13 protein-coding genes are annotated in these 12,172 nt (G+C 43.6%); 5 read left to right on the forward strand and 8 right to left on the reverse strand.

From position 1 onward, the window contains the following. Positions 1-9 precede the first annotated feature (9 nt). On the reverse strand, positions 10-1,548 hold the full coding sequence (locus tag MHH89_RS17210; RefSeq protein WP_076184760.1) for a DnaD domain protein: 1,539 nt from the start codon (positions 1,546-1,548) through the stop codon (positions 10-12). Positions 1,549-1,788: 240 nt separating this feature from the next. Next, complete coding sequence (locus MHH89_RS17215; protein ID WP_036685224.1) at positions 1,789-2,085, reverse strand: YuiB family protein; 297 nt, start codon at positions 2,083-2,085, stop codon at positions 1,789-1,791. Positions 2,086-2,459: 374 nt separating this feature from the next. Between MHH89_RS17215 and hemQ the strand changes: the two genes are divergently transcribed. Next, a complete protein-coding gene (hemQ, locus tag MHH89_RS17220; RefSeq protein WP_036685226.1) occupies positions 2,460-3,218 on the forward strand; it encodes a hydrogen peroxide-dependent heme synthase in 759 nt (252 codons plus the stop codon). Positions 3,219-3,285: 67 nt separating this feature from the next. Here the strand turns inward: hemQ and MHH89_RS17225 are convergent, their stop codons facing one another. Further along, complete coding sequence (locus tag MHH89_RS17225; RefSeq protein WP_036685228.1) at positions 3,286-3,564, reverse strand: hypothetical protein; 279 nt, start codon at positions 3,562-3,564, stop codon at positions 3,286-3,288. A 1-nt stretch (position 3,565) separates the two neighbouring features. Then, positions 3,566-4,759, reverse strand: a complete 1,194-nt coding sequence (locus MHH89_RS17230) for an NAD(P)/FAD-dependent oxidoreductase (RefSeq protein ID WP_076127970.1) — start codon at positions 4,757-4,759, stop codon at positions 3,566-3,568. A 331-nt stretch (positions 4,760-5,090) separates the two neighbouring features. Here MHH89_RS17230 and MHH89_RS17235 point away from each other — a divergent pair, with 331 nt between their 5' ends. Then, positions 5,091-6,065 (forward strand): NAD(P)/FAD-dependent oxidoreductase, encoded by a 975-nt coding sequence (locus MHH89_RS17235; RefSeq protein WP_076128050.1) that lies wholly within the window; start codon positions 5,091-5,093, stop codon positions 6,063-6,065. Between the two features lie 132 nt (positions 6,066-6,197). Here the strand turns inward: MHH89_RS17235 and MHH89_RS17240 are convergent, their stop codons facing one another. Together MHH89_RS17240 and MHH89_RS17245 are read right to left on the reverse strand one after the other, a co-directional pair. Beyond that, positions 6,198-6,341, reverse strand: coding sequence for a sporulation histidine kinase inhibitor Sda (locus tag MHH89_RS17240; RefSeq protein WP_036685584.1), 144 nt, complete (start codon positions 6,339-6,341; stop codon positions 6,198-6,200). Between the two features lie 315 nt (positions 6,342-6,656). After that, the gene (locus MHH89_RS17245; protein WP_076127972.1) at positions 6,657-7,319 is read right to left on the reverse strand and encodes a YheC/YheD family protein; all 663 of its coding nucleotides are present in this window, start codon (positions 7,317-7,319) and stop codon (positions 6,657-6,659) included. 333 nt (positions 7,320-7,652) lie between these two features. Between MHH89_RS17245 and MHH89_RS17250 the strand changes: the two genes are divergently transcribed. Continuing rightward, positions 7,653-7,862 (forward strand): hypothetical protein, encoded by a 210-nt coding sequence (locus MHH89_RS17250; protein ID WP_036685233.1) that lies wholly within the window; start codon positions 7,653-7,655, stop codon positions 7,860-7,862. Between the two features lie 477 nt (positions 7,863-8,339). Here MHH89_RS17250 and MHH89_RS17255 read toward each other — a convergent pair whose 3' ends face one another. Both MHH89_RS17255 and MHH89_RS17260 read right to left on the reverse strand, forming a co-directional pair. Continuing rightward, positions 8,340-8,792: a GNAT family N-acetyltransferase gene (locus MHH89_RS17255; RefSeq protein ID WP_341088816.1), complete on the reverse strand. Its 453-nt coding sequence runs from the start codon at positions 8,790-8,792 to the stop codon at positions 8,340-8,342. Positions 8,793-8,899: 107 nt separating this feature from the next. Beyond that, the gene (locus MHH89_RS17260) at positions 8,900-9,259 is read right to left on the reverse strand and encodes a HesB/IscA family protein (RefSeq protein WP_036685235.1); all 360 of its coding nucleotides are present in this window, start codon (positions 9,257-9,259) and stop codon (positions 8,900-8,902) included. 458 nt (positions 9,260-9,717) lie between these two features. Here MHH89_RS17260 and mqnE point away from each other — a divergent pair, with 458 nt between their 5' ends. Beyond that, positions 9,718-10,824: an aminofutalosine synthase MqnE gene (mqnE, locus tag MHH89_RS17265; RefSeq protein WP_036685236.1), complete on the forward strand. Its 1,107-nt coding sequence runs from the start codon at positions 9,718-9,720 to the stop codon at positions 10,822-10,824. A gap of 51 nt (positions 10,825-10,875) precedes the next feature. Beyond that, positions 10,876-11,937 (forward strand): NAD(P)/FAD-dependent oxidoreductase, encoded by a 1,062-nt coding sequence (locus MHH89_RS17270; RefSeq protein ID WP_076306975.1) that lies wholly within the window; start codon positions 10,876-10,878, stop codon positions 11,935-11,937. The last annotated feature ends 235 nt before the right edge of the window (positions 11,938-12,172 follow it).

Here is a 12,172-nt window from a genome sequence, read left to right on the forward strand (position 1 = left end):
TCTCTTTCATTAAGGCGTTTGCGATACGCCTTTTTTCTTACTAGCCTTAATTTCTGCCGCTTTCTTCATCATCGCCGCGAATTCCTCTTCCGATACTGTTCCGGCACTTCCATCATCCAGCACAATCGGAATTTCCGGTTTATTGGATCGACCTGTATTTTTGGCATAAGAACGTGATCGTGTTCCTCCAGCCGTATTAGCCGTTGTCCCCTTGCCCTTCACTTTGGACTGATCTCTAATATATCTTACAGCCTTCTCGTAGGTGTTCACTTGTTTAACCAGCATATTGGAGGCGATAGCCTCTACAAAATTGCGGTTCATCCGCTGTTCTCCACCCGAGGCTACCATAGTCATTAAATAATGAATGAGTACATTAATTACTTCACCGCTCAGCTTATAGTTCAGATCTATTTTCTCGAACATATCCATCAGATGGCTGGGTACTGCACCCGGGAAAAAGGTTTGTAGCAGTCTTGTATAAGGTTCGTTTCGCAGCATCATATTATATTGGTGAATGTCACACTTGGACAAAAATTGTGGCGGTACTTCTACATAAAACTCCATCTCTACTGATTGCTCTGGTGGTGCTATAGAATCATCATTCTCTTCGGTCGCACTGGACCGGATAGAAACAACTTTCGCAGCTGCAATTTCACGTTTTTCCTGTCGTTTCATATCTTGCCTGAAATGTTGGCTCGCTTTATATTGCAACGCATCCAGCATGACCTCGCCCTCCGGTGAGAACACTCCATCCTCATCCAGCAAACGACATAAATCCTGCGGACTCAGTTCGTATTTATGAGCAACATAGTTAATTACACCCATTTGAGTATGGTCAAAGCGCAGTTTTTCTACATGAGCCCGATTCACAGACTCCCGTGGAAAACGCAAAATAATGTCACTATATCCGATTGCCTGCTCTCCGGATTCAAGCGTGCCGGGCTGTCGAACAGAGGCTACCTCTGCCAAAGCTTGCTCCAGCTCATAATCAATGACATGTGTATTAAGTTGAAAAATATCATAAAAAGGCACGGAAATATTCTCTTTGCCTATAGATCTGCGACTCCACTCTTCCGGCTCGCGATTCCAGAACTGTTCCCGTAAGGACAGCACAGCAAATTTGCCAATCTTATCACGTAACAGCAAGGTTAAATGCTGAGTGGCAAAAAAGTCGGCTGGCGATAGCGGCGGCATTAGCTCATATTCATATAAATAATCATCTGTTTCCGGCACATAGATTCGACAGGTCTGCAACAGACCCACTGCTTCTAACCGGGAAGCCTGATCAATTAAATATTTGCGGCCTTTCTCATTGGGTTCAACACCCAAAGTCATAAATAGCCTGCGCTGTTGCTCCACTCCAGAATAGCCAATGCTATCTGCTGGCACATGTTCAACCAGCAAGCGATAGAAACTGATTGCAAAGGCTCCTACCATAGGTTGATATACAGAGCTAAGCATACGTCCATCTATAACACTAAGACCAAATTCGCGGGAAACGCAGTACCGATGATGTTCGGTGAAATGATGTAAGTTACTCATCCGCATCTACGGATACCCCCTTGTTTACACGAATTCATACAGGATTCTATTCTATCACAAATTAACATAGCGAAAATGTAAATAAAATCCCAATTTCGACTCTTTTCGCAATATAATCAACTTCTTCTTACGAATAACTACCTCTATTAAACAAGAAGAAACGGCTTCGCCGTCCTCTAAAGAGGAAGGTATCCCGTTTCTCGCAGAAATATAAGACTGATTCATAACATAGGCTCTTTCAAATCTTTAAAACATCTTGTAACCGCCAAAGCGCAGCTTTTGAATGGTCCATCCACTAAGTATAGCACCTGCAAGACCAGCGACACCTGTAAGATAATCAACAAAGTGGAAACTGGAGAGATGCTCCCAGAGCGACATCGCGTTTCTATCCCAAATAGAATAGATTACGACGGGTAGAATAATAAGTACGAATAGATAAGCGGGAAACCAGGTTGTCTTCATTAACATGTTAAGAATAAAGCCGATACCAAACATCATCACAAAGAATAAAACGGCTAGGATAAACACTGGAATAAATCCCATCTTACCGTCTCCACCCCTTTCTATAAAGAAGCGCACATCTTTTACAAGCTAGTAGTAAGTTTACTAGAAAAAATGTCACGAAGCAATGAACTTTATTCAAATTCACGCACTAATTCGCACACTTAGAGGATGCCTCCGTTTGCTCTTGGCGGCTTGATTGCGATACAATGCAAGTAGATTAATCAGATCATACATAGCCTATGAAGCAGATGCTTCGTAAGACTAAGTTTATGCTTCAATTGCGAGTTTTACGCGATGTTATTTTGGGCGAGGCTTATGCTTCGTAAAACTAAGCGTATGCTTTCGAAGCAAGTTTTACGCGATGTTATTTTGGGCGAGGCTTATGCTTCGTAAAACTTTTAAGGAGTGAGATCATGATCGAAGCCGCTTTGACACTGGAAGGCTGGTATGCACTGCATGACTTCCGCTCTCTGAACTGGACCGCTTGGACGGCAGCAGATGATGAAGAACGTGCCGTTGCCCTGGAAGAACTACATGCTTTTATGCAGGAATGGAGCCCTGTTGAGGAAGCTAAAGAAGGCAGCACCGCAGTATACTCCATAGTGGGCCAAAAGGCCGATTTTGTAATGATGTTTTTGCGCGAAAGCCTAGAAGCTTTGAACCAGCTTGAGACCGCCTTTAACAAAATCGCTTTTGCTCAATATACAACCAAAGCTTATTCATATGTAAGTATTGTTGAATTAAGCAACTACGCTGCTGGCGGCAGTGGCAGCGACGGTAGCGACCCTATGCAGAATCCGCATGTTGCCGCACGTCTAAAGCCTATTTTACCGCAAGCGAAACACATCTGTTTCTACCCTATGAACAAAAAACGCGAGCTTGCCGATAACTGGTACATGCTTGATATGGACAAACGCCGGGAGCTCATGGCTTCACACGGGTTAATTGGACGTTCATATGCAGGTAAAGTGAAGCAAATTATCACCGGCTCCGTCGGTTTTGATGACTGGGAATGGGGCGTGACTCTGTTCGCTGAAGATGCACTGCAATTCAAAAAGCTGGTATACGAAATGCGTTTTGACGAAGTAAGTGCTCGCTACGGCGAATTCGGACCTTTTTATGTCGGCAATCTGCTGACTGAAGAATCTTTTGAAGAAATGCTCAAGCTGTAACAACAAAAAAAGGGTGTGTCTCCAGTTCGCATGGAGACACACCCTTTTTAACTGCCATATGATTAGATTAAGACACCGAAGTTCCTGAATCCTCATCTTCGTTATCCTCATCATCTTCACGTAAACTTTCCAGATATTCAGCCGTGGCCCGATCCCGAGCGCGCCCTTTATCCTTCAGGCGTTCGATACCAGGGAGAATGAGCAGATCAATTTCCTTCTGAACGATATAAGCCAGATCATACTGGTTCTGATCCTCCAGATAAGATCCAACCTCTATCAGTCCGTTATAACGGTCCAATTCTTCACGAGTCAGCAGTCCGCGTACCTGTACGCTGCAATGGCGCATCTTATAAGAATCTTCCTTTTTTCAGAACCAGCGGAATTCCGCCGATAATGAACAAGTAGCGCATATCTACAACTTTTTTCAACTGAGCTGCAGTCCAGCCCTTGTAAGTTTTGCTGCCTACTACAGCGATTCCTTGGCCTTTGCCTAGGGAAGCTACGGTTCCTTTATTGCTGAATGCGAATTTCTTCGGCTGTTGATTGCGGATTGCCGCCACCAAATTATGCGCACAGCATTCACCCTGCTGCATAGCAATCTGAGCGGTTGGCGGGTAAGGGCGTCCTTCCGGATTAATCATAAGGGAGCCATCACCAATAATGAAGATATTCTCTTGGCCCGGTGCACGTAGATATTCATCTACCTTCACGCGCCCACGCATAGCTTCAAATCCGGCAGCCTCAATAAGACGATTGCCACGGATTCCGCCTGTCCAAATAATTGTGGAGGCTTTGATTTCTTCGCCTGATGCCAGAATTACCCCGTTTGGCAGACACTCCTTGATCGCAACACCCATCTTGAAGGTAACTCCCTTTTTGGTGAGCAAGTCCATCGCATACTCAACAAGCTCAGGAGCAAAACCAGGCAGTGCTGTCGGAGCAGCCTCTATGTTATATATATTAACCATACTTGGATCAACGTCATATTCTTTACACAGTCCAGGGATACGGTCAGCTAATTCAGCTACAAATTCGATACCGCTAAAGCCGGCACCACCGACAACAAAATTAATATGCTCCTGAGCATTGTTCTCGTTCTTGTACTTAGCGAATTGATATTCAATATGCTCGCGGATTAAACGAACGGAATTGATGCTCCGGATTGTCAGTGCGTATTTATCAAGTCCAGGAATACCAAATGTTTCAGGCTCTCCACCTAAAGCAATGACAAGATAATCGTACGATAGGGTACCATCCTCCAAAATAATCTTTTTCTGCTGAGTACGAATTTCCTGAACAGATGACTTCACGAGGTCGATCTTGAATTCATCGATTAGTTTCGAAATGGACACCCGAGTGTGTTCAATACTGTCCGTACCCGCCGCAGGCATATGTAGATGGGTAGTAAAATAGTGGTACTCGTGACGGTTTACAAGCGTGACATCCGCTTCATTATAATTCAAAGCCTTCTGCAAGCGCTGTGCGGTCAAAATACCCCCATAGCCCGCGCCTAAGATAACGATTTTGGGAATACTACTCATGTTCCGGCTCCTTCCAAGAGGTAAATCTGTCTTTGTATTTTTTATTAAAACAATGTACGGTCCTTTTTGTGAATTTATACACTTATATTTAGAAGAAATTCCAATCAAACTTGAAGCATTTCTAAATTGACCATATCCATTGTAAACCTTAGTGTAGCATTAATCAAACATTAAAATACTAAAAAACGTCACACTTTTATTGACTTCTAAAGTCTTTCTTTGCAGGTATGTGTCACAATGATTATAATAAGTAGGTACACAAGTATGGCAAAATGAATATATCAACTCGGAGGTGTAATATCCCGTGACCCAAGAGCAATCCAGCGTTCCTATGAGCGACCTTTTAATCATAGGTGGCGGGCCAGCTGGCATGTTTGCCGCATTTTACGGCGGAATGCGTCAGGCATCAGTAACCCTTATTGAAAGTATGCCCCAATTGGGGGGACAACTTGCTGCCCTTTATCCAGAAAAATACATTTATGATGTGGCAGGTTTTCCAAAAGTAACAGCACAAGAATTGGTCGACAACCTGTCTCGGCAAATGGATATGTTCCAATCCAATATCCGGCTGGAGGAGAAAGTGATTTCTGTTCAAAAACGGGACGAACGTCATTTTGTGGTTACAACCGATGTAGCCGAATACCACAGTAAGGCGATCATCATTACAGCTGGTGTAGGTGCATTTGAACCTCGTCGTTTGGAATTACCCAACGCTGGACGTTTTGAAAAAGCAAACCTCCATTATTTTGTAAATGATTTAAATGCCTTTAAAGATAAAAAAGTTCTGATCAGCGGTGGCGGTGACTCTGCAGTTGACTGGGCGCTCATGCTGGAACCCATCGCTGAACAGGTAACCCTGATTCACCGCCGGGATAAATTCCGTGCGCATGAACATAGCGTTGAGAACCTGATGGCTTCCAAGGTTAACGTAGTTACCCCTACTGAAATTACAGAGCTGCATGGTGATGAGTTCATTACCAAGGTTACATTGTCAAATATCAAGACCAAAGAAACTCAAGAAATTGAAGTGGACAGCGTTATTGTTAACTTCGGATTCATCTCTTCCCTAGGTCCTATTGCCGAATGGGGTATTGATATTGAGGGGAACTCCATTGTTGTTGACTCCCGTATGGAAACAAGCATTCCAGGCATTTTTGCTGCCGGCGATATCACAACTTATCCTGGTAAGCTGAAGCTGATTGCTGTAGGATTTGGCGAAGCTCCAACGGCTGTGAATAATGCTAAGGTGTACATTGATCCAGAAGCGAAGCTATCACCGGGTCACAGCAGTAATATGAAACTCTAAATCTATTAACACAATAAAAAAGGGTATTCTTACAGACCTGTTAATAACAGCCTGTGAGGATACCCTTTTATGTTTGTTTGTGCCTCGCGGTTTTATATATGTAGCCTGCTACAAAGTTATCCTTTGCGCTTTTTAATGAAGAACCGCATGTACTGGAGAGTGTAAGTTTCGTTTGCGAATTTCAACGAGTAGAAGAGCGATGAAATCATGCTCTAGTTGCAGCTCTATTGCTCTATGGTAAGAGTCAAGCAGCATCTCATCCGACAATTCAACCATAAACTTCATCTACCTTTCCTTTATTTGGATCTGAATCTATCATATCAAACTATCATTTTTCGAACAAGCGTTCGCGTTATCCACAAGTACATGTGGAAATCCTGTGTATAAAATGTGTGTAAGCGTTATAAAGGTACTAGCTACACAGTGGACTATGGGGATAATAGTTATACACAGGATTGAACCACTTGTATAAAGCAAAAAATATATTTTTATTGTAAATAAATTACAATGTTATTTACCCCAAAAGAACGCAACTAAACGCAATTTTATCTTACTACTCTATTATCGTCAATTCTTAAAATAATTGTTAATTTATTGAGGTCTTGTATTAACCTCCAAAATCCATATTTTCCCCGAATAATCCACAGCATAATCAAAGCCCAGCTCACCTATTCCCGGAAAATGCCGTTCCATAATTCCGATACATACATGGGTTAGTCTCCGCATTTCTGCTTTCTTCGCTGAAGCTTTAATCCGCGGCAACGATCTACGAAGTCCTTCACGACATGATAGCATCGTTCCCCCTTTACAAAGATTGGTTACGAACAGACCTGGCCGAGCCAATCTCCCTACCATGGAGCGAAATTCCCAAACCTCACCATTCTTAACTACTTTGACCCGATAATCAATAGGCCGTCCACCGATTCTCGCCAGGGAAATCCCTTGTTGAATCAAATATCTGCGTCTTGCCTTCACAGTATTAAGCGCACGTCTCATGGATCCAAAATCCTTGTAAATTCGAGTTCTGTCCATATAGGTGAATCCATAACCGCGACTATCCCGAAAAACTTTGATTACACCGTAACCTCCGCCACCCACAATAGGTTTAATGACAACATTTCCATATCTACGAAGCATTGCCAGGAGCGTTTCTGCCCTGTACCCCCTCGTCATTGGGATATAGGGTGCAACCCGAGCGTCGGTCAGCAACGCCTCTGTCTTCAGCCACTTACTGGCCAATTGTCTTCCTGCCATCGTCCTTTCCCTCCCTTCACAATCCAGCCTACCCTATACATTACTCAGAGAAGGTCTCGCCCTCTTGTATGATTGTCCGTGTAAGATGCCGCTCTTAGCAAAAAGGGCTTAGTGTTTAGCACAGCATCAGTCGACAGCGACAGGGTACAACCGCGGATTTTGTAGATTCAGTTCTCAAGAAATTCGACATCAATATCTTAATGGATGAGTTCACTATAACTAGAATAATCTTCAAAATCGTTGTATTATTAATAGCGGTTACATTTTCAATTTCTACTATTATAGTGAGTACTAACAGAATCACTAAAAAGCACAGCGCGGGGAGGGCTCAGAATGGCACAGTTTTTTGAGGTTTTATATTGGGTGGCTATGCTTGGGATGTCCATTGTATTGGCTGGAACGACTATACTGATCTGCGCCATTGGCTTTAAATTTATTAAAGACAAACGCAGAGCACTGGGTACGGGCTGTATCGCCTTCTCCCTTGGAGCTGCAGCACTCATCGTATTTATGATTAATTACAAGTTTATTATTCCAGCCTAATGTACGCAGGGACTGCCTATAAACAGCTTATTTCTATGCACAGACGGTCCGACCATCGCAAAAAACAACAGAGCAGCGATTCTCCAGTTATGTGGAGAATCGCTGCTCTGTGTTTTTAAACAATAGCTATCTGCTTCAACAGTGTCGTTAACCCATGAGCATTTCGGACCCAGATGACGTTATTTGCAGATTTTCAACCTTTGAGGCGTGGTTTCGGACCAGTGACACTATCGCTTAGAAAGAGCTTCATATTTACTGATTTTCATAGCAATAGCAGCAATTCGATCCGTTGGCACCACAAATATGGAAAAATGCGGCGTTTAGGGTCCTCTATGTCCGATACCTGGCTTGCGATACATGGTTAGCGATATATCGTTCGTGATACATGGTTAGCGATATATCGTTTGCTTCCTATGTAAAAGAATAAAGAGCTACCCCAGCGCCCATTAAATGGCTTCTGAGAAACTCCCCTATTACTCATAAATCCAGCGACAGGCGTATCATATCTATGACTTGAATCCCATTTTCAAAGATTTCTTCACTGTAATGCCTAATAAAAAAATCTCTATCAATGCCGGTGATTCTGAATCCACATTTCTGATAAAGTGCCAATTGTCCAACGCTCGAATTTCCTGTGCCAATTTCAATGGTTTTTACCCCAAGCAGCTTGGCATTCTGAATCGCATGGTTCAGCAGCTGCTTACCTATTCCTTGCCCGTGTTTATTTTCGTCGACGGCGATATTTACGATTTCTACAGTCTCCGGTCTTGTCTGCAGCACAACGTAGACTCCGATGATGCTGTTATCCACCTCAGCCACACAACATAACCCTCTTTGTAAATATCCGTTAACTAAGCTCTCCGAAGGATCTGCTAATAGAAGTAATTCTAATGGAGGCTGTTCACCAGCTTTTAATTTTCTGATTTCCATTTCCATTTCCGAACTCCTTGTGATGATTTTTGTCATTGAGAATAAAAAAAACTCCAAGCCTGTGTTGTTAGAATCCAACACGGGGCTTGGAGCCGTGATTGCTGTGATTAGCAAGGCTCTTCGTTAGGTTTCCCTGCATCCGTAGCTGTACGGAAGCTTGAACCGCAGCCGCAAGTTGCAGTAGCGTTAGGGTTGTTGATGGTGAAACCACCCGTCATGCCGGATTCTTCAAAGTCGATTTCGAGACCGTCCAGGTAACGAAGGTTCTCCTTCTCCACAACCACTTTCATGTCTTGAATGTCCATATATACGTCCTGATCGGTTTCATTATCATCAAAGCCCATAGCGTACGAGAATCCACTGCAACCGCCGGGCGTTACTCCAATACGGAGGAACATGTTCGGTACTTCTTGTTCAGCAAGCATCGCCTTTAATTGTTCTGCTGCCTTTTCACTAATATTAATCATGATCTCATCCTCCTACAAATTCGTCTCCCTTCATAAGCGGAAACTTATGTTTAAGGGACCTTCCGGCCAAAAGTTATTTCTTAAAAATATAAGAAAGTATAAGTGTTGCACCTATTCTGTATGTCTTATATTTCTCGCTTAAACGCTTATCAACTTTATAAGGATGCCAATGACGTTTATGCTTGATAAATTCAGTATAACCGACTATTCCGTTACCCTCAAGTCACAACTGCCTTAGGCATGACCCTTCACAGCAAAAAACACCATCAATATCAAGCTGTTGATACCCTTAGGAGAGTAGGTTTATAATAGGGAAGGCACTCTAAGTAAAAATTCGGAAATTTGTCACGGAGGCAAGCTCGCCTCTTTCTTTTTTAGAATGAACAGCTACCACTTGGGTACGTCTGGAATTTATCTTCGAGCAATCTGCTCGTAAACTTTCAGGAGGAAATCATAATATGTCTACTCTTTTTACCCCCCACACGGATGCCCGAATGGCGAACATTATTGATAAGGTTCGCAGCGGCGAAAGATTGAATTTGGAAGATGGCGTTTATTTATATCAAAGCAACGATTTACTTACCATTGGCCAGCTAGCGAATGAAGTCAATATCGCCAAGAATCACAACCGGGTATATTTTATCGAAAACATGAGTCTATATTTCACCAATGTTTGCGAATCGCACTGTGCATTCTGCAATTTCCGCAAAGATGATGGAGAAGAGGGAGCCTATACCCTTTCCGGTCAGGAAATGGTGCAATATGTCGAACAGCATATCCACCCAGGCGTACGCGAATTCCATATTGTTGGTGGCCATAACGACAAGGTTCCCTTCCAATATTATGTGGATTCTTTAAAAGCTTTGAACGAACGTTTCCCTGAGGTTACCTTAAAAGCCTACACTGCCGCTGAAATTGATTTTTTCACCCGTATTAGCGGTTTGAGTATTCGTGAGGTACTGGAACAATTGCGTGCTGCTGGACTTAAAACACTCACCGGTGGTGGCGCAGAGATATTATCCGACCAATATCGTAAAAAAATGCGTGTAGACAAAGCTAATGTGGAAGAATATCTGGAAGTCCATCGGACAGCACATCAGCTTGGGATGAAGACCCATACCACTATGCTGTACGGCTCCATTGAATCTCATGAAGACCGTATCCGCCATATGATGCAAATCCGTGATTTGCAGGACGAAACCAATGGCTTTATGGTATTCATTCCATTGTCCATGCAGCCTAAGAATAAAAACGCTGGCATCATGCGCCGCAACTCTGCTTATGAGGATCTGAAGACCATTGCGATCAGCAGATTGATGTTGGACAATTTCGATCACATCAAAGCGTACTTCATTAACATTGGCCCCCAGCTTACTCAAGTTGCGCTGAACTTCGGTGCATCAGATGTGCATGGCACAATTCTAAAAGAACGTATCAGCCACGCGGCTGGCGCCTTAACACCGGAAGGTCTGACTCGCGACGAATTGATCTGGCTAGTGAAAGGTGCTGGACGAATTCCTGTCGAACGTGACACTTTCTATAATGAAGTTAAGGTATACGAATAAGAAGACTACCTGAGATTTGTTATCCCATATTGGAAAGGAAGTTCGGTCAGCATGAGAACAATACTCGTTCTTGGCGGTGGCTACGGCGGCCTAGCCTTAATTCAAGAATTACTCAATAATCATCTTCCTCATGATGTTGAAATTATCTTAATTGACCGAATGCCTTATCAAGGAATCAAAACGGAATATTATGCGCTCGCCGCAGGTACCGTAACTGATTATCACCTGCGCATTCATTTTCCGGTTCACCCCCGGCTTACTGTCCGGTACGGTGAAGTGAGTTCCATTGATTTGGAGAGCAAAATAGTCAGTATGGAGTCCGGTGAGATTGTATCTTATGATCTCCTAGCCATTGCTCTTGGCTGTACCGACAATTACCACAACATCCCTGGTGCTGATCAATATACCTGCAGCATCCAGACCTTTGCTGGTACTCGGGAAACCTACCGCCGTTTAAATGATGTGAAGCCTTACGGAACGATAAACATCGTAGGTGGAGGATTAAGCGGTGTTGAATTAGCTGCAGAGCTTCGGGAGAGCCGTCCAGACCTTAACATTGCTATTCTGGATCGCGGTGAACGTGTTTTGTCTGCCTTTCCGGCAAAGCTGTCACAGTACGTAGAGGAATGGTTTCATCACCATCAGGTGCAAACGCTGGGACGAATCTCTGTATCTCATGTAGAGAAGGATTCGATTTTTAACGGTACCGAGGAAATCCTTTCAGATGTGACAGTATGGACCGCAGGGATTCAACCTGTAAAAGTAGTTCAAGATTTGAATGTGTCGAAGGACCGCGGTGGACGGATTATGCTGGATGAGTATTATCGTATACCGGATTATCCGGAGGTATATGTGATTGGTGACTGTGCCAGTCTGCCATTCGCACCAAGCGCACAAGCCGCTGGAGCACAGGGTGAGCAGGTAGCTCAGGTTATTCAATCCACTTGGCGCGGTGAGACTCCTAAGCTTCATCCTATTCGCCTGAAGGGTACTTTAGGGTCACTAGGCAAAAAAGCAGGATTCGGACTTATGGGACAACGCTCCGTCAAAGGACGGGTTCCCCGCATCCTCAAGAGCGGAGTGCTCTGGATGTCGAAACGCACTTTAGGATAAGCCTATGATTGGTTCATAAGTATTAAAGGAAGCTACTCTCAGATAAACACGAGAGTAGCTTCCTTACGTTATTGGTGCGTATACCCTTCGGACTCAGATGACCTTATTCGCAAATTTTCAGCCTTTGAAGGAGAGTTTCGGACTCCAGTGAAGTTATTGCTTATAATGAGGTTCATTTATGCTGTTTTTCAGGTGAATAGTGACTATGGGGTCCGATAGCAATCCAAATGTAGGA

This window comes from Paenibacillus sp. FSL H7-0323 (genome assembly GCF_038002725.1).
GTDB classification, from domain to species: domain Bacteria; phylum Bacillota; class Bacilli; order Paenibacillales; family Paenibacillaceae; genus Paenibacillus_AQ; species Paenibacillus_AQ odorifer.

Excerpts from the sequence above, each read along its gene's own strand:
- MHH89_RS17210 (WP_076184760.1), bottom strand. The coding sequence starts at position 1,548 with ATGCGGATGAGTAACTTACATCATTTCACCGAACATCATCGGTACTGC.
- MHH89_RS17215 (WP_036685224.1), bottom strand. The coding sequence starts at position 2,085 with ATGGGATTTATTCCAGTGTTTATCCTAGCCGTTTTATTCTTTGTGATG.
- hemQ (WP_036685226.1), top strand. The coding sequence starts at position 2,460 with ATGATCGAAGCCGCTTTGACACTGGAAGGCTGGTATGCACTGCATGAC.
- MHH89_RS17225 (WP_036685228.1), bottom strand. The coding sequence starts at position 3,564 with ATGCGCCATTGCAGCGTACAGGTACGCGGACTGCTGACTCGTGAAGAA.
- MHH89_RS17230 (WP_076127970.1), bottom strand. The coding sequence starts at position 4,759 with ATGAGTAGTATTCCCAAAATCGTTATCTTAGGCGCGGGCTATGGGGGT.
- MHH89_RS17235 (WP_076128050.1), top strand. The coding sequence starts at position 5,091 with ATGAGCGACCTTTTAATCATAGGTGGCGGGCCAGCTGGCATGTTTGCC.
- MHH89_RS17240 (WP_036685584.1), bottom strand. The coding sequence starts at position 6,341 with ATGGTTGAATTGTCGGATGAGATGCTGCTTGACTCTTACCATAGAGCA.
- MHH89_RS17245 (WP_076127972.1), bottom strand. The coding sequence starts at position 7,319 with ATGGCAGGAAGACAATTGGCCAGTAAGTGGCTGAAGACAGAGGCGTTG.
- MHH89_RS17250 (WP_036685233.1), top strand. The coding sequence starts at position 7,653 with ATGGCACAGTTTTTTGAGGTTTTATATTGGGTGGCTATGCTTGGGATG.
- MHH89_RS17255 (WP_341088816.1), bottom strand. The coding sequence starts at position 8,792 with ATGGAAATCAGAAAATTAAAAGCTGGTGAACAGCCTCCATTAGAATTA.
- MHH89_RS17260 (WP_036685235.1), bottom strand. The coding sequence starts at position 9,259 with ATGATTAATATTAGTGAAAAGGCAGCAGAACAATTAAAGGCGATGCTT.
- mqnE (WP_036685236.1), top strand. The coding sequence starts at position 9,718 with ATGTCTACTCTTTTTACCCCCCACACGGATGCCCGAATGGCGAACATT.
- MHH89_RS17270 (WP_076306975.1), top strand. The coding sequence starts at position 10,876 with ATGAGAACAATACTCGTTCTTGGCGGTGGCTACGGCGGCCTAGCCTTA.